The following is a 26,976-nucleotide window of genomic DNA, read 5'->3' as shown; positions in this document are numbered from 1 at the left end:
CTATACTAACAAATAATTTAAGTGAAACAACTAGAGTTGAACCACCTTATGACAGCGCTTCTCTAATGCTGCTTTATCATGGCTAATGAGGACTAACGCGCAGCCTATCTGTTGTGTTAAATCCAGCATCAATTCCAATGTGTTTGCTGCGGTAACGGGGTCAAGACGAGAGGTGGGTTCATCGGCAATCAGTAGCTTAGGCTTCATTAATAAAGCCCGTAAAATAGCAAAGCGCTGTAATTCCCCTCCCGAGATTTGGGTTGTCTGACGCAGCAATAAATCCGGTGATAAGTTGAGTTTTGCCATTAAGATAGGGATCGCCTGCTTATCAATCGCATGTCGTTGTTCAAGATCGTTCAATAGCGTTTGCAATGTGCAATGTTTCGCCAACGCACTGGGAGGGTCTTGATACAGCTTCAGCGCCTCAGCGACCTTGATTTTCTGGTGAAACGTGATGCCGCCAGAGCAAGGGGATTGTAACCCAAGCAAGAGATCGGCCAAGGTTGATTTGCCACAACCGCTGTCACCGCTGATGCCAAGAACTTCACCACTGGCTAATGTGAAATTAAGATCTCGAAATAGTGTTCTCTTTGCAAACCCTTTGGTTAACTGATGAACCGTCAGTAGTGGTTCACCTATTTGAGGTTTAGAACGTTTTTCCCAAAAATGGGGATCAGCAGCAATAAGGGCTTTGGTGTAGTCTGATTGAGGGTGTTTAAGCACTTGTTCTGCTGGCCCTCGCTCTTGGATAACCCCTTTTCTCATGACAATGATCTCTCCTCCTAAGCGGTCAGCGACTTCAACATCATGAGTAATGGTGAGTACGGCCCCTCGCTGCTTATGGGTGAGGAGCTGTTCAATAATCTGATCTCTTCGACTGCTGTCTAGCCCTTTGGTTGGTTCATCAGCGATCAACAGTTCGCCTCCTGCTTGAGTGGCGCAAAGATAGGCTACCCGCTGTGCCATGCCTCCAGAGATCTGATGGGGGTATTTCCCTTGGTCTTGGCTAAGTTCAACCTGATTAAAGGCTGCCTGCGTTTTTTCATTCGCCTGAGCGGCATTGTGATTAACTAACGTATGAACTTCACGGACTTGCTCACCTATGTTCATTAATGGGCTTAAGGCGTACCAAGGTTCTTGAGGGAGAATCGAGATTTTCTTTCCCCAGAGTGCTTGACGCTCTGCCTGAGAGCGGGAGTTCTGATTTTTTCCAAATAGCGTGATATTTCCTTGCAAGGTTAACTCATTGGGTAACGTTCCAATTATCGCATTGGCAAGAAGGCTTTTCCCTGAGCCCGTTTCTCCTAAAATGGTGACCGCTTCACCAGAAGCCAGATGGAAGGAAACGGGGTCAACCAAACACTGTTCTTGGCTATAGATCGCTAACTGCTCTACGCGTAATAAAGTGTTCATGCGTGTTTACCTCGAGCTAATAGATGAAAACTCATGACTAACAGAAAGACGACCGCGATAGGCTGAAGCAGTACCCATGGGGCTTGATGATAATAACGAAATAACTCAACCATCATGAGCCCTAGTTCTGCGGCGGGTGGCTTAAGGCCTACATATAAAAAACCAATGGAGGCAAGCGCCAAGATGGCATTTCCAGCCCCAAAGCAACCTAAGGTAAAGAGATCGGTACGCAGTGTTGGCCACAAGTGGCGTTTAAATTGATACCACGAACTGAATCCGTAAAGTCGGGCGGCTTCGATTTCGGGAGAGCGCAGCAAGGTTAGGGTTCGGCTACGCACCACTCGAAAATACTCTACCCATAAAATTAAAGAGATAGCAAAATAGAGGATCATAAATGAGCCCGGTAGCATGGCACCAAAAAGAAGAACCAAAATGAGCCCCGGCATAGCCAAAAGTAGGTTGACCAACCACGACAAGCTTTTATCCCACCAGCCCCCTTTCCATGCTGCCACCACCCCTGCGAGTAGCCCTAATGAGGCAGAGGTGAGAACACTGAACAGCGCCATACTGAGCGAGGTCATAATTGCACTACTGAGCCGAGCGTAGTTACTGCGGCCATAGTGATCTCGCCCGAACGGTTCTTGCCAAGACGGTAATGCAAACGCTTGAGATAATGATTGTTGGGCCGGATCACCCTGATAAAAAAGCCACTCGATAGCGGTGAGCGTGACGAGAACGAATAAAATACTCAATCCCACCCATTGGGTTCGAGATAAATGAATAAGGCCACTCATGCGTGTGACTCCTGTTTTGCAAATCGTTGTCTTGGATCTAGGTAATACTGGGCCACATCAACCAAGGTATTGATGAACACAAACAGTAACCCCATGATCAATGCCGCACCTTGGATCATCGGAATATCACGTTGGAAGATAGCGTGAGAAAGGGCATGACCAATACCGGGCCAGGAAAATAAGGATTCAATCATGACGATTCCTTCTACCAAGCCGGCTGCTTGAATGCCAACGAAAGCAATGACGGGCAAAGCAATATTTTTATGTGCATGTCGCTGAAATGCCTGCGATTCGGTTAGCCCCTTAAGACGTGCAAACTGAAAATAGGAGGAATGAATCACTTGGTGGGTGGCATTACGGATCATTCGATTAGACATAGCGGCAAGGCTACATGCCAATGCGCATGCAGGAAGAATCACGTGTTCTAGTCGGCCAAACCCCGCTACGGGCAGTAAGTTCAGGTGTAAAGAGAAAATCAAGATCAGTACCAACCCAATCAGAAAGACTGGCTGAGCCCTAACAATGATGGAACCAAAGAGCGCAAGGTGATCGCTCCACTGGTTAACTCTTCTTCCACAGTAGATCCCAAGTGGAATAGCAAGGCATAGAGAAAGTAACGTTGCTGCACCCGCAAGAAGCAATGAATGGCCAAGCTGATGAGATAGGGCATCAACAATCGGTTCGCCACTGACGAGAGAATGCCCCAAATTAAAATGCAACAAATCCCATAGCCAACTGAGATAAAGCTCAACACCTGAACGATCAAGCCCAAGTTCCGCTCGCACCGCTAAGGCGGCTTGTTCATTGACATAGTCATAACCATAGCGACCTGCTGCAATGCGGTAGGCGATATCGCCGGGGATCATTCTCATCAAAATAAACGTCAAGGTGCCCACTGACCAAGCGACAAAAAGTGCTTGGTACAACCGAGAGAGCAAGAGTTTAGTCATGGAACTTCATCTCCGACAGACGGTAGTTAATCTCAAAAGGGTCAAAAGAGAAGCCATGAATTTGACGATTTACCGCGATAATTTGTTGGTAATAAGTCACAGGAATAAGAGGCATTTCATCAGCAAGGATATGAGCGGCTTGCTGAGCCAATTGTTCATATTTCTCTGGGTCGGATTCAGTGACTAGCTGATCAAGCTGTTGTGAGAAGAGATCGGATGACCAGTGCATGGGCCCCCAATCGGATCCTTTTTCGGTAGCAAAATCTTCCATTAGTAAAGGTAGGGGGTCAGCAAGTGTACCGAAATTGCGGGCAATAAGTGCCAGTTCTAATGAATTATCATGATGCTTGGCAGGAATGGCACTGGAATTATCAATCGAAATTTGAACATCAATACCCAACTCTCGCCATTGTGCTTGGATTGCCGTTGCGAGGAGAGGAAGCTCTGGTCTATCGGCATAAGTCAGTAACTGAACGCGGAAAACTTCCCCCGATTTTTCCAGAAAGCCTTGCGCGTTTTTTTGCCAGCCTTGGTCGGTTAATAATTGTTGCGCTTTTTCTAACTGGCGTTGTTCTCCCGATAAAGTGGGCAGATGCCAAGAGCCTAAAGCGGGAGAAAAAAGTTGGTAAGCATGGGATTGTGGCAAACGGAGTACGGATTCTGCCATACCTTGACGATCCAAAGCGAAGCTAAGGGCTTGACGTACTGATTTATGACTGAGAAATGGGTGAGCATTATTGACTTTAATCAGCACTGTTCGTGGCATTGACTCAATGTGTAACTGGACATTTTTGGCCTGCTGAAGGGCTGGGATGCTGATAGGATCTAATGTATAGACGATATCCGCTTGCCCCGTTTGCGCGAGCAGCGCTCGGCTTTCGGAACGATGCCCCGTTAAGTACTCCACTTTCTCAATGGCCGCTGGTGTTCCCCAGTAACGGTCAAAACGCATGACTTGCGCCTTATGTGGTGCTTGTAATTGATCAATTTTGTAAGGTCCGGTGCCTTGTAAGCGATTGACGTGCCCATTTTCATGATAAGACGATGGCGAAATGATCGCGGTGGAATAGTGAGCGAGAACGGAAAGCAATGGCCGATAAGGGCGCTGTAGGGTGATCACCAGTGCCTCATTTTCTGCGGTAATCGACTCAATCGGGACTTGACGAATTACTCCCGGTTTATTGACGGCTCGGCTGAGTGAGCGAACGACAGCTTGGGCCGTGAGCGGCTGACCATCATGAAACACGACATTGGGGCGAATTTCGAAAACCCAGCGTAATCCATCTTCACTCTGTTGCCAGCTTTGTGCTAAAAGCGGGTAAGGTTGTGCTTGGTCATTAATACCGATTAATGCTTCAACGACCTGTAAGCGAGAAAAAAGAAAACCATCTTTTGACAGATCTTGGCTACTGAACTCAAACGGACCAGAAACGGATAAAAGAGAGGGTTTGTCCGATGCGCTGGGTTTCCAAAAAAACACCACGGCAATGGCGATAACAGCAAGCAAGAATAACGTTTTTTTCATTAGTAAAACTCTAGATGTTATAACATAACATTATTTCAACATGAGAATCGTTATCATGTCCAGTATTTTTTGTTATTGAATCGCTTGTGAACTATTTCATGTGTGAATGAGAAAGTAAGGTTGGCAATAGGGCGTGTTCGGCGCTGGAGGCACAGGGTCAAAGTGCTGGCTCCAGCTTTATTATCTCATAGAGTACGGGGTGGCCCGTATTCACCAACCTGTTTTTGTATCAATAAAAGAGGGGTTATTGTGGAGAATAAAGGGTAAGAAAGATAGTGACGGCTCGGTGAACGGTGGTATTAATTTGTGCTTGAGTGGGTTTGTCTATGGCCCCTAAGGCAAACGGTTCAATGTATTCCGCAGACAGAAGAGCTTTAAATTGCATGGCGGCAACCCAAGGGTCGCAGGGCTTTAGCATTCCTTTATCAATTTGTGCAGCAATATACTCGCTGACGTGCGTCCAGCCTTTCTTTGGCCCTTGCTCATAAAAATGTCGTCCAACAGAAGAGCGTTCTGCTTCATGGATCGCCATGCGATAAATTGCCATGGCTTCAACACCGAGAATCGAGTTGAGAAAATTTGCGCCAAATTCTTCCAAAGAAGTGGCAATATCACGATTTTTATCTAGAGATAAGAAGGCATTAGCGATCTGTTCGGTGGCTGAAGAGGCCATGACCGCAGAAAAAATCTCTTCCTTAGAGCTAAAGTAGTTATAGAGCGTCGCTTTTGAACCGCCTAGCATTTTGGCAATGTGTGACATAGATGTCTGTTCAAAGCCTTGTTGTGTAAAAGAATCTTTTGCAACCTCTAAAATAGCTTGCCTTTTTTCTTCACTTTTTACTCGCATTCGCGCCTCAATCCCAACTGAAAAATTTCCATAATTTTCTCTTGACGATCCATTTCTGTCAAGAGTATAACTGTACCGTACAGTTCAGTTATAAGGTTATCAAATGTGAAACTCAATACTCCAATAAAGCCGATGCAGAGCCAATCTGTTCCTTATTTTTCGATGAGTCTTCTCAGTACGGCACTGCTTTTTGGCTGCGCAAGTCCAGATCGTGATCAAGACTTGGCCAAGATGAAGTCCGCACAAGAGTGGAATACCGAACAAACGTTTACTGATCATGCCAGCATAGAATGGCCGACGGATGCTTGGTGGGAACGCTATCAAGATACACAGCTTAATCAATTAATAAGGGAAGCCTTTGAGTATTCCCCCACGTTGCAAATGGCGAAGGCACGGTTAGACAATGCCCGAGGCATTGCCGAGCAAGCAGGGGCAGCTCGTTCGTTGGATGTTGGGTTGGCGGCTTCTGCAAGCGAAAGTAAAGTCAGTTATCAGTACCAATCGTATTCACCACCTCATGGTTGGAATGATTACGGTTCACTCACGCTTAATTTTCAATATGACTTTGACTTTTGGGGTAAGAACCGAGCGTCGATTGCGGCGGCAACCTCAGAGTTGGCTGCCGCAGAGGTTGAAAGCGTTTCTGCTCGTTTGATGTTAGCGACATCCATTGCTAATGCCTATGCAGAACTGGCTCGTCTCTATGCTAACCAAACCACGGTAGCAGCGGCTTTAGGGGTGAGAGAGAAAACGGTTGAGTTATTGCAAAAACGCTACGACAACGGGCTTGAAACTCTGGGGGCGGTTAGCCAAGCCAAATCGATTGCTGCCAGTGTTGATGCTGAACTTTTGGCATTAAATGAGTCGATTGAATTACAAAAAAATGCGCTGGCCGCTTTAGTTGGGCAAGGGCCGGATCGCGCACGAACGATTTATGCTCCAACCGTTACGCTCGACGCTCGTTTTGGTTTGCCAGCAGACGCCAGTATTGGCCTGTTAGGGCATAGAGCCGATATTGTTGCTGCGCGCTGGCGGGCTGAGGCGGCGGCTGAGCGGGTGGGGATCGCACAAGCCATGTTTTATCCCGATGTGAGCTTTTCCGCATTCATCGGTTATCAAGCTTTTGGTCTCGATAATGTGTTTAACAGTGGTAATGATGCAGGCGGCATTGGTCCGGCCATCTATTTACCCCTCTTTACGGGCGGTCGATTGGAAGGGCAACTCACTTCTGCTCAAGCCCGTTATCAAGAGTCGGTCAGCTTATATAACGCTACGTTAAATCAAGCTTTGCATGACGTTGCGGATGTGTTGACCAGTACTCAGGCGTTGGATGAGCGGATTGCAAAAACGCAACAAGCCGTCATACAAGCTGAGCGCGCTCACCATATTGCCAACAATCGTTACCAAGGGGGGCTAGCGACTTACCTTGATGTTTTGGTCGCCGAGGAGACGTTACTCAATAACCAGCGGGCGTTGGTTAACCTTCAGTCTCGTGCGTTTAGCTTAGATCTTGCACTTATTCATGCTTTAGGCGGTGGGTTTTCGCCCTCTCATTCTTGATTTGGTTTTAAAAGGTTTTTCTTATGAATTCGTCTGAACAAACAACAGAACATTTTGATACTCACCGGGCTTCACAAGCTCGTAAAAAAGGATTCCTGCTGCTTTCATTAGCGATCATTATTGCAGGTGGCGGTTATGGTGTTTATTGGTACTTCATTGGTTCACGTTTTGTTTCAACCGATAATGCGTATACCGCGGCTGAAATCGCTGAAGTGACACCTGCGGTTAGTGGCATTATTGCTCGTGTTAATGTGGTTGATACTCAATATGTGAATCAAGGTGACGTATTGGTACACATTGATGATACCGATGCTCGTTTGGCTCTGAGTCAAGCTGAAGCCGATTTAGCGCTGGCGAAGCGTCGTGTTCGCAGCTACTTAGCCAATGATGAAGGACTCACCGCTTTGGTGGAAGCGCAAAACGCCAATGAACAACGGGCAAAAGCTCTGCTAAGCGCAGCACAAGCAGACTTCGAACGAGCGAAAATAGACTTAACTCGTCGTGAAGAGCTTGTGCGCTCGGGGTCGGTATCGGGGGAAGAGCTGAGCAATGCACAAACTGGGTATAATCAAGCGCTAGCGAATCTGCAAGCCGCTCAAGCGGCAATGGCGCAAGCAAAAGCAACGAGGCTGTCGAGTATCGGTTCGCAAAAAGCCAATGCCGCGTTAACCGATAACACTACAGTAGAAAATAACCCTGAAGTCTTGCTAGCGAAAGCTCGTTTTGAACAAGCGGAAATTGATCTTGAGCGTACTATTATCCGAGCCCCAATCAGCGGGGTGGTGGCTAAGCGTCAGGTTCAGGTTGGGCGTCGGGTTCAAGTGGGAATGCCATTAATGACCATAGTGCCTATTAACCAGATTTATGTTGATGCCAATTTCAAAGAGGTGGAACTGCGTGAGGTGAAAATAGGTCAGCCAGTCACATTAACCGCAGATTTGTATGGCGATGACGTGACTTACCACGGGGTGGTTGCGGGTTTTTCGGGCGGGACAGGTTCGGCATTTTCTATGATTCCGGCACAAAATGCGACCGGTAACTGGATTAAGGTAGTGCAGCGTTTGCCCGTACGAATTGAATTGGATCCGAAAGAGTTACAGAGCCATCCCTTGCAGGTGGGGCTTTCAATGATTGTCACTATTGATACCGCCGCTGAAATTAACGCACAAACGTTAGTGCAATATCGGGCAACCCAATTAGCAGAACAAGGTTAAGGTGAGAGGATGAGTCACGCTGCTGACCATGAGATCAAACCTTTGTCAGGTGGGGCACTGTTTGTGGGGGCCTTGTGTCTGGCAATGGCGAACTTTCTGGCTATTTTAGATACCACCATTGCCAATGTTTCCGTTTCTACCATTGCCGGAAGCTTAGGTACATCAACGAGTCAAGGAACCTATGTCATCACTTCTTATGCGGTTGCCGAGGCGATATCCGTACCATTGACGGGGTGGCTAGCTTCACGTTTTGGGTCTATTCGAGTGTTTGTGACTTGTTTTCTGTTGTTTGGTGTTTTTTCACTGTTATGTGGAATGGCAAACAGCATGAGTACATTAGTCATGTTTCGGATCTTTCTGGGGTTTTCTGGTGGGCCATTAATGCCGCTGTCACAAACTTTAATGATGCGAATTTTCCCGAAAAATAAGGGGCATGTTGCCATCGGTATTTGGAGTATGACCACGTTGATTGCACCGATAATGGGGCCCATTTTAGGTGGGATATTGTGTGATCAGTTCAGTTGGCCATACATCTTTATTGTAAAAATGCCGCTTGCGATAGGGGCTGCCTTGATCTGCTGGACGTTGTTACAAAAATTTGAGACCAAAACCGTTCGTTCTAAAATTGATAAAGTCGGACTTTTATTATTAGTGGTGTGGGTGGCAGCTTTGCAACTGATGCTGGACGAAGGTAAAGATCACGACTGGTTTGAATCATCACGGATTGTCACATTAGCTGTGATTGCGGCGATTGGTTTTGTGGCATTTCTGATTTGGGAGTTGACAGAACGTAACCCTGTGGTGGATCTCAAGGTCTTTCGGCATCGCGGTTATAGTATGAGCATGGTGACGTTGTCACTGGCCTTTGGTGCTTTCTTTAGTATTTCTGTGTTAACGCCATTGTGGTTGCAAATCTATATGGGTTACACCGCGACGATTTCTGGGTATGCCACGGCGACCATGGGAATATTGGCCGTCTTCCTCGCCCCCATTATTGCTAACTTATCATCGAAATACGATCCTCGGCCTTTTGTTTTTGCTGGGGTAATGTGGCTGGGCTTTTGGACCTTTATGCGTAGTTTTGGCACCGTAGACATGACGTTTTCGCAAATTAGCTGGCCGATGTTTTTCCAAGGTATCGGGATGCCGCTATTTTTTGTTCCATTGACTGCGATTGCGCTAGGCAGCGTCAGAATGCATGAAATGGAATCGGCAGCGGGGTTGATGAACTTTATTCGTACTTTATCTGGCGCTTTTGCTACCTCTATGATCAATACTTTTTGGGAGCGAGAATCTCGCTATGTTCACGCTGAATTATCTGGCTTAACCGATAAAGTGGGCGTGGCGAGCCAAGCGATGCAAAATGCAGGAATGAGTACCGAGCAAGCGCGATCAGCGATGGATTGGACCTTACAAAACCAGAGTGTCATGGTGGCGACCAACCAGTTGTTTTTGATGATTGCGGTTATTTTTGCCGTCGCTGCATGCATGATCTGGTTTGCTCCTAAACCGAAGTACGCGGTGGATACTTCCGCTGTACATTAGTCATTCAACCCTACATTCATCATTTTTTTGGCGGTGGTCAGTGCTTAATAGACCCTTATTGATCACCGTCTTTTTTGATAACAATATTGATAACACTTCTCATTACAATAGCAGTTATGCGAGACTATAGCCTTATGATGAGGTGGTGGCTCAATGAATATTCCTTCAATTTCTTTTGAACGTATCTGTAAGTTATTGGATTACATCCATAATCATTTAGATCAACCGCTGACATTAGATGAGTTAGCCCAGCAGAGCTGTTGGTCTCGCTGGCAACTGCAACGTGTGTTCCAAAGTAAAACAGGGTTAACGGTGGCGAACTACGTTCGAGAACTCAAACTCAGTACCGCAGCGGAAACCTTACTGGCAGACTCAAGCCGCGTGATCGATATTGCGGTGAGTTTAGGATTTAATTCCGAAATCAGCTTTAGCCGAGCATTTAAACAGCATTTTGGCGTGAGTCCGAGAGATTACCGAAAGCAAGGGCGTCGTATCGGGCTGCGTAAGCCTTTTCATCGAAGCGATGGCTCATCCGTGAATGAAAACAGATCACAGCTCATTGAAGTCAAAGTCGAGTCAGCCGATTCATTCGCCGTTTATGGGGTGAGTGGGACAATACAAGGGCTCTTTTCTGAAACGCCCGATTTTTCCTATCGAGTGCCTCAATTATGGCAGCAGTTCTATCAGTCATTCTCAAGCGTTCACCAGCAAGCCTTAGTGGGCGTGATTGATGTGACTGGAACCAAATTGAGTGGGCATGTTTTACCTTATTTAGCGGGCACGTTGCACCCTTTGGAGGGGGCTGAACAGCTTATTATTCCTGCCCAAACTTATGCGGTCGTGAAACACAAAGGCCCAGTGATTCACCTCGCTAATACGCTGGAATGGTTTATTTTTCATTGGTTACCCCATTCGTCGTACCGCGGTGTTGATGGGATTGAGTTAGAACGCTACCCCATTGGATATCGTGCTGATCATGCTGGGGCAGAAATGGAATATTGGCTACCGATAGAAGTAGTTTAGCGATAGGAAGATGCTCCAAATTGTTAACTTTCTCCATGTTTATTACCATAGAATAAAAATGATAGTTATTCTCATATAAGAAAAGCAGGGTAGTTGAAATATCATGGAATTTAACAAACCAATCTCTTATTCGCCGATCGCGTTGGCCATGCTGGCCTGTTTTATTACGCCAGCCGCTTTTGCTCAAGAAGCGGTCTCGGCAGAATTAGAAACCGTCACCATTTTAGGTCAAACCTATCGTAATACCGCGACCAAAACCGTCCTTGAGCCGGAGGAAACACCGCAAGGCATTACCGTGCTTGATGGTATTGAATTAGAACAGCGTGGAGTAACTTCTTTAGGGCAAGCGCTGCGTTATGCTCCGGGAGTGGTGACTGAAACCAAAGGCGGTGCGGTTACCATGTACGATAATTACTATATCCGAGGCTTTCAAGTTGACCAGAGTTATTACGATGGGTTGCTGTTGCAGTATTTGAAAGGTTGGAACTTACAGCCTCAGATTGACCCGATTGCCATGCAACAGGTAGAAATATTTAAGGGGCCGACTTCGGTACTGTATGGCTCAATGCCGCCGGGTGGCATGGTCAATGTGATCGCCAAATCGCCACAAAAAACGCGTCATACGGAAGTGACGGCTTCAACCGGATCTCGTCACTTAAAACAAGTCACGTTGGATACCACGGGGGCAATCAAAGAGGGGCAAGCGGCTTATCGCATCATTGCTAAAGCCCGTAAGCAGGACGGTCAGGTTGATGGCACAGAAGAGGAGCGTTACCTTATTGCCCCGTCGTTGGATTGGCAGATTAATGATAACACCTTGTTAAACCTCAACCTCTATTACCAAAACGATCCAGCGATGGGAATGAACTCAGCGCTGCCCGCCTCAGGAATGGTTACGAGCAATGCTAATGGTTCTACCTCCCCCTCGACTCATGCGGGGGATGTCAATTGGAGTCAATTTGAGCGAGAAGTGCTGATGTTAGGCTATAAAGTACAGCATCAGTTGACCGAACAATGGCGTGTTCTGCAAAACTTGCGTTATACCGATGCTTCTTTAACGCAGAAAAATACCTATCACCTCGCCAGTGGTTTTAATGAAACCAGCGGTGAGTTATCTCGTCATATCTATAGCACCGATGAAGACTACACCGGCCTTGTGATCGATAACCAACTATCAGGGGTGATCCCGTGGGGAAGTGTTGAGCATAACCTCTTGTTTGGCCTTGACTACCAGCGGTTAAAAGGAGATTCAGAATATAAAGAATATGCCACGACCAATGCCGGTTTTTATCAATTTAATCTTTTCAATCCCAATAATAACCTGCTGGACTCCAGTAGCCTGAGCCAAGTTTATTTAGCTAAAAATAACATTTCTATTAAACAGTTAGGGGCTTACTTTCAGGATCAAGCCCGCTGGAACCGATGGGTATGGATTGCTGGGGCTCGTTATGACCACTATGAAAGCCGTAGCCAGTATGTGGATGCCTTGACCACCACCAAAGCGAATCATCATGAGGTGTCGTATCGAGTCGGTGCTTTATATCAATTTGATTCTGGGTTTGCCCCTTTTATCAATTTTGCGACCAGTTTTTCACCGGTTGCAGGCAAAGATAGTAAGTTTGACCAGCCATTTAAACCCGAAGTGGGAGAGCAGACAGAAGTTGGGGTGAAATACCAATCCGCCGATATGAGTCAGCAGGCCACCGCTTCACTGTATCGGATCGAGAAGAAAAACGTGGTCGTGACTGACCCCGCTTCTGCGAATTATCAAGATGATATCCAAGTGGGGAAAGTGCGTTCTCAAGGGGTAGAATTACAAGCGCGTTGGTGGATTTTACCCAATTGGGATATCGCCGCAGGTTATACGTATGCGGATGTTGAAGTCAGCAAAGATAGCGCGAATGGGCTAGAAGGGACAACCCCCATTTATGTGCCGAAACATAGCGCCACTTTATGGAGCACTTATCATCAAGAGCAAGGTGTGCTGAGTGGTAGCCGCATCAGCGCGGGGACTCGTTATGTCGGGGAGATGTTTATGGATGCCACCAACACGCAAGGTAAAGTGCCTAGCTACACGGTGGTTGACCTCTCTTTAGGGTACGATCTGGGCCAATTGAGCGATAATTTACAAGGTGCCAGCGTGGATGTAATGGCTAACAACTTGTTCAATAAAGAGTATTACAGCTGTTACAACAACGTAAATTGCTGGTATGGCGCAGAGCGGAGTATTGAGCTAAAAGTGGGTTATCAATTCTAATCTCACCGTCAGTTTTCTGATTTTCTCGAATATGAACGCCCAGAATTTCTGGGCGTTATTTTTCTTAAGTTAACCCTCTCTTAACCCCTGTTTATTTACGCTAAGGTTCATCAACAGGAGTACACCACTATGATGTCATCGCATTGGCTAAGGTTATCCGCCGTGAGTTTATTGATTACGGGGTTAATCGGCTGCGCCACCCATTCTCAGCAAACGTATCAAGCGCGAGTTTCTGAATCCCTTGAGCAACTTACGGCTTGGTCTGTTATTGATACTGAGCCTGCTATTGATATGGTTTCGATTACGGAATTAATTGATATTCCTGAATTAAAGCAATGGATTGATCGTGCTTTGGAACATAACCCTAGCCTACAGCAAACGGCATTAGCGCTTAAAATTGCTTATGCACAAAAACAACAGATCGCCGCAGATCAACTACCCAGTGCAGAGTTGACCTTAAGTGGAGAGAAAGAAGAGCACAGCCATTCTCAATACAACACGGAGTTGAGTGTAAGCTGGGAATTGGATATTTGGCAAAAAATCGCAGACGGTAAAGCAGCGGCTAGCGCCAACTTGCGTAGCCGTGCTGCGGACTACCAAGCCACAAAAGACACCTTAGCGGCAAGCATTATGCGGCAATGGCTCATGATTAACCTTTACCAGCAGCAAGTTCATATCGAAACGCAGCGGTTAGAACTTTTGCAACGTAATGAAAAGGTGGTGACAGAACGCTATCGTCAAGGTTTAGGTGGGCTAGAAGACCGAGATAGCGCACTAACCAATATGGAGTCTACTCGAGCGACATTAGCTGAATATCAAGAAACATTAGCGTCAGCTCGCCGAGATTTAACTACCCTATTAGGGCAGTTAGGAAGCCAAGACCCTCTTATTATTCCTGCTCAATTTCCCACGGTATTGCTTTCGTTGGCTCATTTGCCAGAGCAAGATCTGGCTCGTCGGCCTGATCTTATTGCCGCTTATGCCAACATTGAAGCACAACAATACACCACTCAAGTGGCATATAAAGCCATGTTGCCCAGCCTGAGTTTTAGTGCGGCATTGAGTGACAGCGATCACCACTTAAGCGATAGCTTACTGACTAGCCCTTTATGGAGCATTTTAGGCCAGTTAACAGCACCGCTGTTTCAAGGTGGAAAACTTAAAGCGGAAGCAGAGATGGAAGCCTTAACGACAGAACAGGTCTTTTGGGCTTATCAGGAAACCTTATTGACGGCAGTGAATGAAGTAGAAAGCGCTCTTGGTCAGGAACAGGCGTTGGAGCGTCAGCAACAGCATTTGAGGTTAGCCCTAGACAGCGCACAACGCAGCAGCGCTAATTATCTGGATAAATATCGCAAAGGGTTAGTAGACATTCTTGAACTACTCACCATACAGCAACAAACCTACGATATCGAAATCAAACTCGCTCAAGTCACTTATAACCGATTAAGTAACCGGATTGATTTGGGATTAGCATTGGGATTAGGAGTTAAAAATGAGGATCAATAAGGTCACTTTCGGAACCACTTTACTGGCATGTGCCATTTTTTTGGGAGTGATGGCTTACACTCATAGTCAACTGTCCCAAATGAATGAGCCCAAAGAGAGCGGGTTGCTTCATGATACGGTTCAACCTGAGCATGATCCCGTCGTTGCCGTTTCCGTTATCGACGTAAACATAGGGCACTATTCAGCACAAGTTCAAGGGTATGGTGAAGCAAAACCTCGTTATGCACTTAATATTACCGCTGAGGTCTCTGGACGAGTGTTGACATTAGGGCCGGGCCTTGAAAGTGGTCAGCGGGTAAAAAAAGGTGAGGTACTGGCCACTTTAGATCAAACAAAATATCAGCAAGCGGTGAGTGAAGCTCAGTCTGAATTAGCAACGGCCACCTTAAACTTATTGGAAGAAGAGCGTCAAGGGGAACAAGCAAAACTTGAGTGGCAGCGGTCGGGGTTATCTGGGGAGCCTGATTCACCATTGGTCCTTCGTCAACCGCAGCGGGATCAAGCAAAAGCCGCTTTAACGAATGCACAGAAAGTGTTAGCAAAAGCTCAGTATGATCTGAAAAACACCGTGATCTATGCACCCTTTGACGGATTAGTTGTGAGCCGAGACATTCAACTTGGTAGTTATCTGCAAGAAGGTGGACAAGTCGCCACTTTATACAGTACCGATGTGGTCGAAGTCGTTATTCCACTTTCAGAAGCGCAATGGTTGAATTTACCGATACGAAGCAATACCGAGCTGGCTCGTCACCCACAGAGCTGGTCTGTAGAGTTGCGTTATCGACAAATGGCATGGAACGGTTATGTAACTCGTGTTGAGCAACACCTTGACAGTAATACTCGCCAACGTGCATTGGTTGTAACCGTTGCTCAACCTTTGGATATCGAACCTCCGTTATATCCAGGAACCTTTGTGACCGCCATTGTGGATGGAACTCCCCTCGAACAGAGTTGGAAATTGCCTCAGTCAGCCATTTCTCAGCAAGGGGAAATCTGGTACATCGATAGCCAAGGCAAATTGGCCAGTATCCTAGCAGAGAAACAGTTTGAATCGGGTGGTTTTGTGTATGTTAAAGCCTTTACCCATGAAAGCGTACAAATTGTTCAGCGCCCATTGAGCAGTTACCAAGTCGGTACTTTGGTGCAAGTGATCAGTGAGGTAGCATTATGAGTATGACACCTCCTCCATCGGGTATTATTGCTTGGTTTGCTCGAAATTCAGTGGCGGCCAATTTATTACTTCTATCGGTGATCGTGATGGGCGTTTTGTCACTCAGCCAGTTACGTCGAGAAGCCTTCCCGAGTATGGAACCAGATCGAGTGACGGTTTCAGTCACCTATAACAGCGGCGACCCCAAGCAAGCGGAAGAGGGGGTTGCGATTAAAATTGAAGAGGCATTGGAAAGCGTTCCGGGAATAAAACGGATTACCTCTACCTCTAACGCTGGCGGCAGTACGGTCACTATTGAGAAAACCAGTGATTACAATCTCAACACGTTACTCTCAGACATTAAAACAAAAGTGGATGGGATCAATAATTTCCCCACTGATGCAGAAAAACCGATCATTGAAAAAGATCGTATGCAAGATCACGCCATTTGGGTTCAGCTCTATGGTAGCGTGGATAGAGCGACTTTGCAGTCGTTAGCACAAGAGTTAAAAACCGATCTTTTGCAACAACCTGCCATTCGAGATTTAGAAATCAAAGCGAGCGCTGATCCGGTTATTTCTATCGATATTGATGAAGCCACTTTACAAAGTTATAACCTAAGTTTGTCTGACGTTGAAGATAAGGTGAATGCGGAGTCATCGACACCTCTTACGACCAGTTTGCGTCATCCTGATAAAGCGGTTCGCCTGAAAGTGGCAAACCAGAGGTATGAGGCGGAAGAATTTGCTCAAATACCTCTTATTAATACTTCACAAGGTACAACACTTAAACTGGGTGAGATAGCCGTTGTTCGAGAAACATTTGATGAAGACACCTTCACATTATCTCGTTATAACCAACAAAATGGCATGTCGATTGAAATCGTGATGGACGAGTATGGTGATGTCACTCTGATTGCTGAGCAAGCAAAATCAGTCGTCCAGCAATGGCGAGATCAACACTTATTGCCAGAAGAGGTTTTCTTAGAGACTTGGTACGATCAAAGCCAGATGATTAATGATCGCCTCAGTTTACTGGTGAAAAATGCTATATCAGGCATCATTCTTGTCTTTTTTGTTCTGGCGCTGTTTTTAAACGTTCGAGTGGCTTTTTGGGTTGCTGCGGGCTTACCGTTTGTCTTTTTTGGCTCACTATTTTTCATGACAGGTTCGTTTGCCAACCTCACCATCAATGAGATGACGACTTTTGGTTTTATTATGGCACTCGGGATTGTTGTTGATGATGCGGTGGTGGTAGGCGAAAGCATTTATGACACTCGGCGTAACGAGGGTGACAGCCTAGATAACTCGATTAAAGGGGCCATGAAAGTCGCAATACCTACCGTGTTTGGTGTGCTGACTACCGTTGCTGCATTTATGGCGTTATCCAATGTGACAGGTGGGCTTGGGCAAATTTTTGCTCAGTTTGCTGCGGTTGTGACGGTCTGTTTATTGCTTTCCATGGTGGAATCAAAACTGATTTTACCGTCTCATCTTGCTCACCTAAATACTCATCGCAATGCAACAAAAGGTGGTTGGAGTCGAGTTCAGCGTAGCGCAGATTCAATATTGAATTTTTTGAATTATCAGGTGTACACGCCCGTTATTAAACTGTGTTTACGATTTCGTTACGCAACATTATTGCTATTTCTTAGCCTACTGATCGTGATTGCGACATTGCCTATGTCTGGAACGGTTAAAATGGCTTTCTTTCCCGATATTCCTCGTGATATCGCTTCGGCAGATATCACGATGTTAGACGATGCCAGCTTTGGACAAACTCATCGAAATTTATTAGTGATTGAACAGGCAGCGAAAAGGGCTGATACCCATCTTCGTGCTCAGCTGGGATTACCTACTGAACAAAGCAGTATTTCCAGCCTACAGGTATTGGCTTCATCCGATACCGAAGGCAGTGTTACGGTCGCCTTCATTGACTCTCCGGGGTACGACACCAATCAGTTTACAAAAATATGGAATGAGCAGATAGGCCTGCTGGAAGGCACTAAAAAACTCAAAGTATTGGCCAGCATGGATATGGTTGATAACTTTAAAATTGAGTTAAAAGCCAGCGATGCTGAACAGGTGACGGCTGCGGGAAAGGCGGTGAAAGCTTATCTGCAAGCTTTACCGGGAATCAGCGGTATTGATGACAACTTAAGCCCCGGAGTACCACAGTATCGCTTTACATTAACCGAACAAGGACGAGCTTTGGGGTTAACGACGGCACAGCTGGCTGATCAAGTCCTGCATTCTTTTGGGGGGGGAGAAGTCCAAAAATTTCAGCGTAAACAAGATGAAGTCACGGTGAGTGTTCGTTATCCAGAACAAGAACGTCAAACCTTAGCAGATATCATGAATGCGAATATTCGTAGCAGTGACGGCACGGTTATCCCCCTCAGTTCGGTTGCAATGATTGATTCTGATTACCAAGCGTCAGCCATTACTCGAATTAACAATCAACGAGCGGTGTATGTGAGTGCCGTTGTGGATAAAGCCATGTTGTCACCCAGCCAAGTTGTCAATCAAGTTAAGCAACAATTTTTGGCACAGTGGCAGAAAGAGTACCCTCATTTGCGGGTTGATTTTGCCGGAGAAGCTGAGCAACAAGCGGAAACCATGCAATCGATGGAATTGATGTTTGTGGCTGCGATGATCGCCATTTATGCCTTACTAGCGATACCGTTGCGCTCTTACATTCAGCCCCTACTGATTATGATGGCCATTCCCTTTGGTATTGTCGGCGCGATTTTAGGCCATTGGGTGAATGGGTTGACCTTAAGCATTTTGTCTATGTTTGGTATTTTAGCTTTAAGCGGTGTGGTGGTGAATGATAGCTTGTTGTTGGTCAGCCGTTATAACGGTTTACAAGAAGAAGGGAAACCCATATTGGATACCATTATTGAAGCGTGTAATAGCCGGCTACGTGCAATTCTTTTGACATCCATTACCACATTTGCAGGTTTGATTCCTCTGCTGAGCGAAACATCAATGCAAGCACAGTTTTTAAAACCTGCGGCGGCTTCACTAGGGTATGGCATTATGTTCGCTACGATGATTACTTTACTGTTAATACCCGTGTTACTCTATATTCAGTATGAAATACAGAAGGGAGTCGTGGGTATAGTAAAAAACGTTACGTGCAAAGTGATAGGTAAAGCATCATGCTAAAGGTTTTATTGGTTGAAGATGACCTCGATCTTGCGACGGCGCTGATCGACTATATGCAATTGGAAGGGATAGAGTGCGATTTTGCTGCCGATGGTCTAGTGGGTTATAACCTGATCACGTCTTATCAATACGACGTGATTATTCTGGATCTCAACTTACCGAAAATTGCAGGTTTAGACGTGTGTCGACGTATTCGTGAACAAGGCATTGAAACACCAGTTTTGATGCTGACAGCGCGTGATACTTTGGATGATAAGCTGCAAGGTTTTCACCACGGAGCCGATGATTACTTAGTAAAACCGTTTGCTATGCAAGAGCTCATGGTGCGCATGTTGGTGTTGTCTAAACGGCGGAGTGGACAGGCTACAAAACTGCGGATTGGTGAACTCGAACTCGATTTATCGCTGCGTAAAGCTCGCCGTTATGGGCAAGAGTTGAAGCTCTCACCTATCTCGATAAAAATTTTGGAATTATTGATGCGAGAATATCCGTCTGTCGTCACTCGGGAAAAAATCATTCAGATGATCTGGGGAGAAGCACAGCCAGACAGTAACAGCCTAAAAGTGCATATGTTTAATCTACGTAAGCAGATAGACCAAGAGGGATGGCCTGCGATGGTTCAGACGGTGCCAGGGTTTGGGTTCAGTATCCAACAGCAGGATAACGATGAAACTACGCCGTAGCCTGAAGATTTTCCTTATCTGTGTGATGATGGCAATGGCCAGCATCACGGTTGTCAGCTTCTCCCATTTAGCGGCAAACTATTTTGAGCAGGGATTGGATGGTGGAATGCGGATGATGATGATGGATATTGGTCGAGAGGTCGCATTAACGGGACAAAAACCAGAAATGATGATGGGGTTTCACGTTGCTCATCATTGGCAAGCCATTCCATCAGACATTGCCGCGTTATTTGAACCATTAGAACAACCCATGCAATTTACGAAATATATCGAAAATCAGCATTGGTTTTCAGCACCTGAGCGTGCTGTGTTTTTAATGCGTTATGATCAAACGGCTGGCGATCCCCTCTACATTTATCGTGTGTTGGATGATGTTCAACGTCCTGAACTGATACAAAATCGGCCTCGGGGAGAAATTCCCCATTTTGTTAAACTGGTTAGTTATGCCGTGCTTGGTATTGGTTTATTTGGTTTGTGTATGTATTTTTTAGTACAACGAGTGGCAAAACCTGTCGAGCGGCTAGCACTTTGGGCAAAACAATTAACGCCTGAACAGTTAGTGATCCCTGCGCCTGATTTTCATTATAACGAACTGAATCGCTTAGCTGAGGTGGTCAAAAACAGTCTCGTTTCAGTTGATAGTGCGCTTCGTCGAGAACAAAAATTCCTCGCTCATGCAAGTCATGAATTACGAACACCGATAGCCGTTGTTCGTAGTAATAGCGAATTATTGATGAAACTGCTTGAAAAACAAAGTTCACCAGAAAAGCGTCAACAAGTATTGGAACGTATTTTACGCGCTGGCGTAACAATGAGCGATCTGTGTGAAACTTTATTGTGGCTCAACCGAGGAAAAGAAACAGAACTCCCTCTGGTGGAGGTTGACTTAGGAAGCTCAATTGAACAGATCTGCCAAGAACTTAGCTATTTGCTTGATAATAAAAAAGTGCAGCTAGAGGTGAATATACATCATCAATCCTATCGGCTTCCTGCAACGTTATACCGAATTGTACTGAGTAATTTAATTAGAAATGCATATCAGCATACCCAATGTGGAAAGGTGGTGATTCGCCAAGAGGGCGCTCAGGTTTTGATTTCAAATCGAGAAGATAGCCGCCCCAAGAAAACAGAAGATTTAGGGTTTGGCCTCGGATTAGAACTCACTAACCGAATTATTAAGCAGTATCACTGGCGGTGTGAAACGGTGAAATATTTACATGGGCGAGATGTCACTATTCATTTTTTGAAGCCATAAAAATACCCGCTCTTTTGAGCGGGTAAGGCGTAAACGCTATAGGGGGACGTATTACGCGTTGGCTTGAGCACCCAGTTTGGCTTTGGCTCGCATACCAAGCAGTAGAGTAAGACCAAAAGAAGCGATAAACGCGATGATCATACCCACTACGTAGTAACCAATTTTATCTGGGCTGATAGAGATAATACCTGGTAATCCGGCGGCGCCTAGTGCGTGTGCTTTAACGGTGAATAGGGTGATAAAGGCACTGGCAATCGCGGCACCACAAATCGCAGCAATAAAAGGATAACGAAGTTTTAAGTTGACCCCAAACATCGCAGGTTCAGTAATTCCTAATAGAGCGGTAACACCGGAAGGAATGGCAATCCCTTTCATTTTCACTTCTTTGGTCGTTAAACCGACGGCAAGAGCGGCGGCACCTTGAGCGACGTTGGACATAGCCGCTATCGGGAAAATGAATGTTCCACCCGTGATGGCGATGTCTGCCAACAACTGCGTTTCAATAGCGATAAAGCTGTGGTGCATACCCGTGATAACAAAGGGAGCATAGATAAAGCCGAAGAGCGCACCACCGATGAAGCCAGCCGATTCATATAACCAGTTTAGGCCATCACCCAGTAGGAAGCCGACATCACGTGTTACTGGCCCAACAATGGTAAAGGTCAGGAAGCCGGTGATAAAAATCGCTAGCATCGGTGTTAATAGGTTATCTAACACGGAAGGAACAATCCGGCGTAAGCCATTTTCAACTTTAGCAAGAATAAAAGTCGCAACCAGAACAGGTAAGACGGAGCCTTGATAGCCAACCTTTTGAATTTCTAAGCCAAGGATGTTCCAAACTGGAATGTCACCAGAAACGGAAGCACTACCGAATCCCCAACCATTGAGTAAGTCGGGGTGTACCATCAGCATCCCGAGAGCTGCACCAAGGAATGGGTTACCCCCAAATTTTCGTGAAGCAGAGAAAGCCAACAGAACGGGCAAATAAACAAAGGGGGCGTTAGCAAAGGTGTTGATCATGCTGGCTAGATCAGCCAAGCCAGGATTGGCATCGATTAATGATTTGCCATCGATAAATAACCCCGTAGCCGTCAGGACGTTATATAGCCCCATCAGTAAACCACCGGCGACAATCGCAGGAATAATGGGAACGAAAATATCCGATAACCCTTTGACTGCACGTTGGACTATATTTTGTTTTTGCGCTCCCGCTGAAGCCACATCATTGGTGGACATTTCAGCAAGGCCTGTTAGCTTAGCCATTTCAGCATAGACTTGGTTAACAATGCCTGAACCAAAAATAATTTGGTATTGACCTGCGACTTTAAATTGACCTTTTACGCCATCAAGTTCTTCAATCATCTGTTCATTAATCAGTGATTCATCTTTGACCGCGAGACGTAATCGAGTTGCACAGTGTGCTAGCGCTTGGATGTTTTCTTTACCACCCAAGTGCTCCATAAGTTGTTTTGCTATGACTGGATAGTCCATAACTCACCCCGGTTCTTGTTACTTGTCTGTATGATAGTCTTTCGTTTTGCTAATTGTATTTCTGGGAACGTTTGCAAGATTAATTCTTGTCAATAAATCCGCAATGGTCAAAATGAAATCCAAGAATATGTGAAGATGATCGCCAAAAGCTTAAGTGAAAATACATAAAACAAGGGTAGAATCACGCTATCAGCAAAATGCGTATCGAGTAATTTTGCAATCAATCCCAAACTGATGATGGAAAAGAGTCGTAATGGCAAGTTTATATGATGTTGCCCGTTTAGCCGGGGTGTCTAAATCCACGGTCTCTCGGGTTATCAATGATGAGTATGGCGTCAAAGAATCCACAAAAATCAAAGTATTAAAGGCAGTTGCTGATTGTGGTTATGTTGTCAATCAGGTGGCGAAAGATCTGAAATCACAAAAAACCAATTTAATCGGAGTGATTGTGCCTCGTGTTTCTTCCCACGCCACTGCGCAGGGGGTGGATGGATTAACCGCGATTTTTGAACAAGCAGGTAAGCATGTTTTACTGGCCAATACTCATCAAGTGCATGCCAAGGAACTCGAATATATTCAAATCTTTAATCAAAAACGTGTCGAGGGTATTGTGTTTTATGCAACCCACCTTGATACGGCTTTGATCAAAGCGATTCAACAGTCTCCGGTGCCCGTTGTCTTAATTGGTCAAGATGGTTCGCTCTATAATATTCCTAGTGTCGTTCATGATGATCAACGCGTCGGTTTTGAGGCGGGTAACCGTTTAGTGGCTGCTGGTTGTCAAAATATCGGTTTTATTGGGGTACAAAGTGATGATGTGGCGGTGGATGTTTTACGTTCTCAGGGCCTTGAACAATCACTGATTCAGCATCAACAAGAGTTACTGTTTCATGTGCGGGGCGACTTTTCGATTGAGTCGGGTTATCGCTTAGCTAAGCAGCAGATCGCCGCTTATCCACACTTGGATGGGCTATTTTGTGCGACGGATCGGCTAGCGGTAGGGGCGATTAAAGCACTACAAGAGCAGGGGATTGCCGTGGGTCAGCAAGTGAAAGTGTTAGGGGTTGGGAACGATGAGTTGGCCTATGTGAGCACACCAAGCTTATCTACCTTTAATTATGCCTTTGATAAAGCAGGAGAAAATGCAGCGAAAATGCTGTTGGAGCGTATTGCTGGGCAAGGGTTAGAGATGAGCAAAGTGGTGCTAACTTTCCAAAACATTGATCGCCAAACTTGTTGATGAGTCGCATCCACTCGCATTGTTGTCAGGATAGCGAAATATCCTGACAATCAAAGAGGGGTTTCTGTGCTCTGCTTCACATTCAACTATCCTATACTTGGTTATACGACGGAAAAACTTGCCTACGCAAGTGATGTTTTATACTTTTGGAACGTTCCCGAATTTAATAGTTAGGTAAGCATATGTCTCTTGATTTGTTGATTGACCTCGCCGGTGGTATCACCAATATTCTACGTATTCTCGCTCCAAAAGGGCGGATCACTGTTGCTGTGCATGATGCTCAGCGAGTGAAAACCTTGCCCGATCACATTGTTACTGAGTCGGTTCTAGGTGAATGGCAACTTTCGATGGTACGTGATGAAACCATCACGGATGAGCATTTAGCGGCGACTGGCCGCCAGATAGCAGAGCAGCAACGTGAACAGGCGTCGGCTCATCTTCAGCCTATTGCCTGTCCCTATCGCCCTCAATGGCATATTTCTCCACCACAAGGTTTATTGAATGACCCGAATGGGTTTATTTGCCACCAAGGGGAATATTACCTGTTTTATCAATGGCATCCCTTTGCTTGTGAACATAAAGATAAATACTGGGTACTGCTTAAAAGCCAAGATTTGATTCACTGGCAATGGCAGTCGATTGCTCTGACGCCATCGGATTGGTTTGATAGCCATGGCGTTTTTTCTGGCCATGCTGTCAGTGATGGCGAGGATCTTTGGCTGTTTTACACGGGGAATACACGCTTAGGTCATGATCGTCAGCGACAAACCATGCAATGTGTTGCCAGAGCAACTAAAGAGGGGACTTTTGAAAAATTAGGCCCAGTGATCCGTACTTTACCGCCCGGTGTGACAGAGCATATACGTGATCCTAAAGTGGTGTATCAACAAGGGCGTTGGCATATGTTACTTGGTGCGCAGACCGAGACGTTACAGGGGCGCTTGGCGGTTTACCATTCTTCCAACTTACAAGATTGGCAATTTGACCGATTATACGGTGAAGAATTAGCCCCTTATGGGTATATGTGGGAATGTCCGGATTGGTTTGAACTCGAAGGGCAAGCCTTCATTGTTTTTGGACCTCAAGGGATTCGCTCTGAAAATCCCCATCATACCATTGAGCACCAAAACCGAATTTTTACTGTAGAGCAGGATGAACAAGGGCACTTTCATTTTCTACAAGGTTGGCAGTTGGATGCAGGGTTTGATTTTTACGCCCCACAAACGGCTCAAACTCCTGATGGACGACGTGTGCTCTGCGGCTGGATGGGGCTCCCTGATGAGATAGATCACCCAAGCTGTGACAATGGCTGGATACACCAATTTACAGCATTGCGCGAGCTGAGCTGGCAGCAAGGAAAAGTCATTCAACGCCCTGTTGCTGAGCTTGAGCTGTTACGGAGAAACGTTCAAACCCTGACATTAAATGAACTAGGGGTTGATGTGGCGACGAAAAGCTTCGAATTGATACTGAACCTACCGTTGGGCGGTGAGTTACATTTAATGGAAAATGCGCAGCATAAAGTGGTGTTGTCCTTTGATGCTGACAGCAAGGTGCTTCGTTTTGACCGTAGCCAAACCGAGATTCGCCAAGGAGATACAGTCCGTGAACTCGCTTTAGAGTCAGAAGAAGTCCATTTACAGATTTTAGCTGATCACTCCTCATTAGAAATCTTTATTAACCAAGGTGAACAGGTGATGACAGGGCGTGTTTTCACGGCGACGGATGCTACCCGTATTTCGTTGATTGGCGCTGAAGTTACCGCAGAATTTGCACAATTAAGTGCAATGAATGGTGGGTTTGCCCCTTGCTAATGTGAACCTAAAATAACCTTTCTAATATAAAAGCCCCTCACATTCTGTGAGGGGCTTTTGTCATGCTCAAAGTCTTGAGCTATTAAAACCACGTTTCCATCTGTAGAGCAAACACCGTTTCACCACCTTTACCCATTGTGCTGGCATCATTGGCAAGGCTAACGGCGTAGTTATCTAAATCACGGCTCCAATCCACGTAGCTGACAGCAAAGCGTAGCTCTGGACGGTCAAAGAAGCCTGATGCGGTCGATAACTTTAAGGTTGGCGCTAAGGTTGCTTTGTAAAAGCTGCCACTGGCTTGTTCAACACTATTATCTAAGTCCATATATTGATATGACCCTTCGTACACCATCTCAAAGTTTTCTGTCAATTCTTGAGCTAAGCGTACGTTAAGTGAAGCCCACTTGAATTTATCATCCTTCTTAATGCGATCTCGGCTATATTCCGCCATGAACGCAGGAGCAAAGCGCCAATTCTCAGCAAAGCGGGTAACCCCATAACTAAAGAGACGAAGTGCTTTAGCATCATCGTTTAAATTCCCATTAGAGCCAATGCCTTTTAATTCGGCTCCAAGTCCTTGACCAGCCAGTAACCCCGTTGAAGATGAACCCTCATTAAAGCCAAAGAAATCACCGCCATGATAAGCAAATAACGCATGTACCCCGTTTTCTGCCCGTTTTGTGGCTGACTCGGCGGCTACCGCTTGATCTTCATTATCTGCGGCAACCATACCGCTGATCATCACTTGGAAAGGACCGAATCGGTTATTCATGGTCGCTATGTAGTTTTCGATGTTGGTGTTGGAGCTATCAATCTCTCCAAAATCTCGCCCATAGAGAGAGAAGTTGGCTTTCCAGTTATCGGCAAGTTGAACATCATAGACCCCAGCTCCGGTACCCGAAAGGAAGACAATATCGGAATCAAAGAAATGAATATCAAAGTTATCACGGTCAAAACGCTTACCAGCCCAAACCGTAGCATTTTCAAATGCACCACTAAAAGAGGTTAAATTAGACAGCTCCGCATAGACTTGGCGTACGTTTAACTGGCTGTCATCCGCCGTCCACTCATTATTGGTTTCTACACTATCGGCCAACATGATATGAAAGCGTGCTTTAGAGCCATCATCCAATACGCGATTATGGATAAGGTTGGCTTCTAAATATTTATCGGCTTCCAGACCTAAACGGCCAATGGGGGCTCCTAAACTGCCCGCTGCGGTCATATAAGGCCCTGTTCCTGTTGCGCCGTTAAGGTCATCATTGGTTAACAGTCCTGCTCGCGCATAGCCATGAAACTCGAATTGAGAGGCGGTATTGACGGCTTGTTCAGCGGTTTGCTCTGTGACGGTGAGGCGTGATTCTAGCTCATTAATTCGAGCTTCCAACGCAGAAATATCACTGTTTGCCCATACAGCAGACGTTGGGAGTAGGGTTGAGGCAATCGCTAGTGCTAGTGTTTTCGCTTTCATTGTGCTTTTTCTCCACATGAGTTGGATGATAAATCAAGAGTTTGCAAACGTTCCCAATTTAATCA

19 protein-coding genes are annotated in these 26,976 nt (G+C 45.8%); 12 read left to right on the top strand and 7 right to left on the bottom strand.

Going from position 1 to position 26,976, the window contains the following annotated elements:
• Positions 1-30 precede the first annotated feature (30 nt).
• The 5 genes from B5D54_RS02235 to B5D54_RS02215 all read right to left on the bottom strand — a co-directional run bounded on the left by B5D54_RS02235 (position 31) and on the right by B5D54_RS02215 (position 5,529).
• Entirely contained in the window at positions 31-1,413 is a 1,383-nt protein-coding gene (locus tag B5D54_RS02235; protein WP_078924860.1) for an ABC transporter ATP-binding protein, read from the bottom strand.
• A complete protein-coding gene (locus B5D54_RS02230) occupies positions 1,410-2,207 on the bottom strand; it encodes an ABC transporter permease (protein ID WP_078924859.1) in 798 nt (265 codons plus the stop codon). The genes B5D54_RS02235 and B5D54_RS02230 overlap by 4 nt, the downstream gene beginning before the upstream one ends.
• Complete coding sequence (locus B5D54_RS02225; RefSeq protein WP_078924858.1) at positions 2,204-3,157, bottom strand: ABC transporter permease; 954 nt, start codon at positions 3,155-3,157, stop codon at positions 2,204-2,206. Before B5D54_RS02225 ends, B5D54_RS02230 begins: the two co-directional genes overlap by 4 nt.
• Positions 3,150-4,682 carry an ABC transporter substrate-binding protein gene (locus B5D54_RS02220; protein ID WP_078924857.1) on the bottom strand — a complete coding sequence of 511 codons (1,533 nt, stop codon included), beginning with the start codon at positions 4,680-4,682 and terminating at the stop codon, positions 3,150-3,152. The genes B5D54_RS02225 and B5D54_RS02220 overlap by 8 nt, the downstream gene beginning before the upstream one ends.
• Positions 4,683-4,926: 244 nt before the next feature.
• On the bottom strand, positions 4,927-5,529 hold the full coding sequence (locus B5D54_RS02215; protein ID WP_078924856.1) for a TetR/AcrR family transcriptional regulator: 603 nt from the start codon (positions 5,527-5,529) through the stop codon (positions 4,927-4,929).
• A 132-nt stretch (positions 5,530-5,661) separates the two neighbouring features.
• On the opposite strand from B5D54_RS02215, the gene B5D54_RS02210 reads away from it, so the two are divergent.
• The 10 genes from B5D54_RS02210 (at position 5,662) to B5D54_RS02165 (ending at position 20,895) form a co-directional block, all read left to right on the top strand.
• Positions 5,662-7,089, top strand: coding sequence for an efflux transporter outer membrane subunit (locus tag B5D54_RS02210; RefSeq protein WP_078924855.1), 1,428 nt, complete (start codon positions 5,662-5,664; stop codon positions 7,087-7,089).
• Between the two features lie 23 nt (positions 7,090-7,112).
• On the top strand, positions 7,113-8,303 hold the full coding sequence (locus tag B5D54_RS02205) for an HlyD family secretion protein (RefSeq protein WP_078924854.1): 1,191 nt from the start codon (positions 7,113-7,115) through the stop codon (positions 8,301-8,303).
• A gap of 9 nt (positions 8,304-8,312) precedes the next feature.
• Entirely contained in the window at positions 8,313-9,848 is a 1,536-nt protein-coding gene (vceB, locus tag B5D54_RS02200; RefSeq protein ID WP_078924853.1) for a multidrug efflux MFS transporter permease subunit VceB, read from the top strand.
• A 153-nt stretch (positions 9,849-10,001) separates the two neighbouring features.
• Entirely contained in the window at positions 10,002-10,871 is an 870-nt protein-coding gene (locus tag B5D54_RS02195) for an AraC family transcriptional regulator (protein ID WP_078924852.1), read from the top strand.
• A gap of 103 nt (positions 10,872-10,974) precedes the next feature.
• Positions 10,975-13,128: a TonB-dependent siderophore receptor gene (locus B5D54_RS02190; RefSeq protein WP_078924851.1), complete on the top strand. Its 2,154-nt coding sequence runs from the start codon at positions 10,975-10,977 to the stop codon at positions 13,126-13,128.
• A gap of 129 nt (positions 13,129-13,257) precedes the next feature.
• Complete coding sequence (locus B5D54_RS02185; RefSeq protein WP_078924850.1) at positions 13,258-14,637, top strand: TolC family protein; 1,380 nt, start codon at positions 13,258-13,260, stop codon at positions 14,635-14,637.
• Positions 14,624-15,808 carry an efflux RND transporter periplasmic adaptor subunit gene (locus B5D54_RS02180; protein ID WP_078924849.1) on the top strand — a complete coding sequence of 395 codons (1,185 nt, stop codon included), beginning with the start codon at positions 14,624-14,626 and terminating at the stop codon, positions 15,806-15,808. The genes B5D54_RS02185 and B5D54_RS02180 overlap by 14 nt, the downstream gene beginning before the upstream one ends.
• Positions 15,805-18,957, top strand: coding sequence for an efflux RND transporter permease subunit (locus B5D54_RS02175; protein WP_078924848.1), 3,153 nt, complete (start codon positions 15,805-15,807; stop codon positions 18,955-18,957). Before B5D54_RS02180 ends, B5D54_RS02175 begins: the two co-directional genes overlap by 4 nt.
• On the top strand, positions 18,951-19,640 hold the full coding sequence (locus tag B5D54_RS02170; RefSeq protein ID WP_078924847.1) for a response regulator transcription factor: 690 nt from the start codon (positions 18,951-18,953) through the stop codon (positions 19,638-19,640). Before B5D54_RS02175 ends, B5D54_RS02170 begins: the two co-directional genes overlap by 7 nt.
• Entirely contained in the window at positions 19,624-20,895 is a 1,272-nt protein-coding gene (locus B5D54_RS02165) for a sensor histidine kinase (RefSeq protein ID WP_078924846.1), read from the top strand. Before B5D54_RS02170 ends, B5D54_RS02165 begins: the two co-directional genes overlap by 17 nt.
• Before the next feature lie 51 nt (positions 20,896-20,946).
• Here B5D54_RS02165 and B5D54_RS02160 read toward each other — a convergent pair whose 3' ends face one another.
• Positions 20,947-22,386: a sucrose-specific PTS transporter subunit IIBC gene (locus B5D54_RS02160; protein WP_078924845.1), complete on the bottom strand. Its 1,440-nt coding sequence runs from the start codon at positions 22,384-22,386 to the stop codon at positions 20,947-20,949.
• A gap of 253 nt (positions 22,387-22,639) precedes the next feature.
• On the opposite strand from B5D54_RS02160, the gene B5D54_RS02155 reads away from it, so the two are divergent.
• Both B5D54_RS02155 and B5D54_RS02150 read left to right on the top strand, forming a co-directional pair.
• Entirely contained in the window at positions 22,640-23,626 is a 987-nt protein-coding gene (locus tag B5D54_RS02155; protein WP_078924844.1) for a LacI family DNA-binding transcriptional regulator, read from the top strand.
• A gap of 182 nt (positions 23,627-23,808) precedes the next feature.
• Complete coding sequence (locus B5D54_RS02150; RefSeq protein WP_078924843.1) at positions 23,809-25,440, top strand: glycoside hydrolase family 32 protein; 1,632 nt, start codon at positions 23,809-23,811, stop codon at positions 25,438-25,440.
• 82 nt (positions 25,441-25,522) lie between these two features.
• Here B5D54_RS02150 and B5D54_RS02145 read toward each other — a convergent pair whose 3' ends face one another.
• On the bottom strand, positions 25,523-26,911 hold the full coding sequence (locus tag B5D54_RS02145) for a carbohydrate porin (RefSeq protein WP_078924842.1): 1,389 nt from the start codon (positions 26,909-26,911) through the stop codon (positions 25,523-25,525).
• Positions 26,912-26,976: the final 65 nt, after the last annotated feature.

Source organism: Vibrio cincinnatiensis DSM 19608 (assembly GCF_900167345.1).
In the GTDB taxonomy this organism is placed as follows: domain Bacteria; phylum Pseudomonadota; class Gammaproteobacteria; order Enterobacterales; family Vibrionaceae; genus Vibrio; species Vibrio cincinnatiensis.
The sequence above is the reverse complement of the archived record's forward strand: the minus strand, read 5'-3'. Positions and strand labels throughout refer to the sequence as shown.

Excerpts from the sequence above, each read along its gene's own strand:
- B5D54_RS02180 (WP_078924849.1), top strand. The coding sequence starts at position 14,624 with ATGAGGATCAATAAGGTCACTTTCGGAACCACTTTACTGGCATGTGCC.
- B5D54_RS02195 (WP_078924852.1), top strand. The coding sequence starts at position 10,002 with ATGAATATTCCTTCAATTTCTTTTGAACGTATCTGTAAGTTATTGGAT.
- B5D54_RS02145 (WP_078924842.1), bottom strand. The coding sequence starts at position 26,911 with ATGAAAGCGAAAACACTAGCACTAGCGATTGCCTCAACCCTACTCCCA.
- B5D54_RS02220 (WP_078924857.1), bottom strand. The coding sequence starts at position 4,682 with ATGAAAAAAACGTTATTCTTGCTTGCTGTTATCGCCATTGCCGTGGTG.
- B5D54_RS02170 (WP_078924847.1), top strand. The coding sequence starts at position 18,951 with ATGCTAAAGGTTTTATTGGTTGAAGATGACCTCGATCTTGCGACGGCG.
- B5D54_RS02190 (WP_078924851.1), top strand. The coding sequence starts at position 10,975 with ATGGAATTTAACAAACCAATCTCTTATTCGCCGATCGCGTTGGCCATG.
- B5D54_RS02150 (WP_078924843.1), top strand. The coding sequence starts at position 23,809 with ATGTCTCTTGATTTGTTGATTGACCTCGCCGGTGGTATCACCAATATT.
- B5D54_RS02165 (WP_078924846.1), top strand. The coding sequence starts at position 19,624 with ATGAAACTACGCCGTAGCCTGAAGATTTTCCTTATCTGTGTGATGATG.
- B5D54_RS02235 (WP_078924860.1), bottom strand. The coding sequence starts at position 1,413 with ATGAACACTTTATTACGCGTAGAGCAGTTAGCGATCTATAGCCAAGAA.
- B5D54_RS02225 (WP_078924858.1), bottom strand. The coding sequence starts at position 3,157 with ATGACTAAACTCTTGCTCTCTCGGTTGTACCAAGCACTTTTTGTCGCT.
- vceB (WP_078924853.1), top strand. The coding sequence starts at position 8,313 with ATGAGTCACGCTGCTGACCATGAGATCAAACCTTTGTCAGGTGGGGCA.
- B5D54_RS02185 (WP_078924850.1), top strand. The coding sequence starts at position 13,258 with ATGATGTCATCGCATTGGCTAAGGTTATCCGCCGTGAGTTTATTGATT.
- B5D54_RS02205 (WP_078924854.1), top strand. The coding sequence starts at position 7,113 with ATGAATTCGTCTGAACAAACAACAGAACATTTTGATACTCACCGGGCT.
- B5D54_RS02230 (WP_078924859.1), bottom strand. The coding sequence starts at position 2,207 with ATGAGTGGCCTTATTCATTTATCTCGAACCCAATGGGTGGGATTGAGT.
- B5D54_RS02215 (WP_078924856.1), bottom strand. The coding sequence starts at position 5,529 with ATGCGAGTAAAAAGTGAAGAAAAAAGGCAAGCTATTTTAGAGGTTGCA.
- B5D54_RS02175 (WP_078924848.1), top strand. The coding sequence starts at position 15,805 with ATGAGTATGACACCTCCTCCATCGGGTATTATTGCTTGGTTTGCTCGA.
- B5D54_RS02155 (WP_078924844.1), top strand. The coding sequence starts at position 22,640 with ATGGCAAGTTTATATGATGTTGCCCGTTTAGCCGGGGTGTCTAAATCC.
- B5D54_RS02160 (WP_078924845.1), bottom strand. The coding sequence starts at position 22,386 with ATGGACTATCCAGTCATAGCAAAACAACTTATGGAGCACTTGGGTGGT.
- B5D54_RS02210 (WP_078924855.1), top strand. The coding sequence starts at position 5,662 with ATGCAGAGCCAATCTGTTCCTTATTTTTCGATGAGTCTTCTCAGTACG.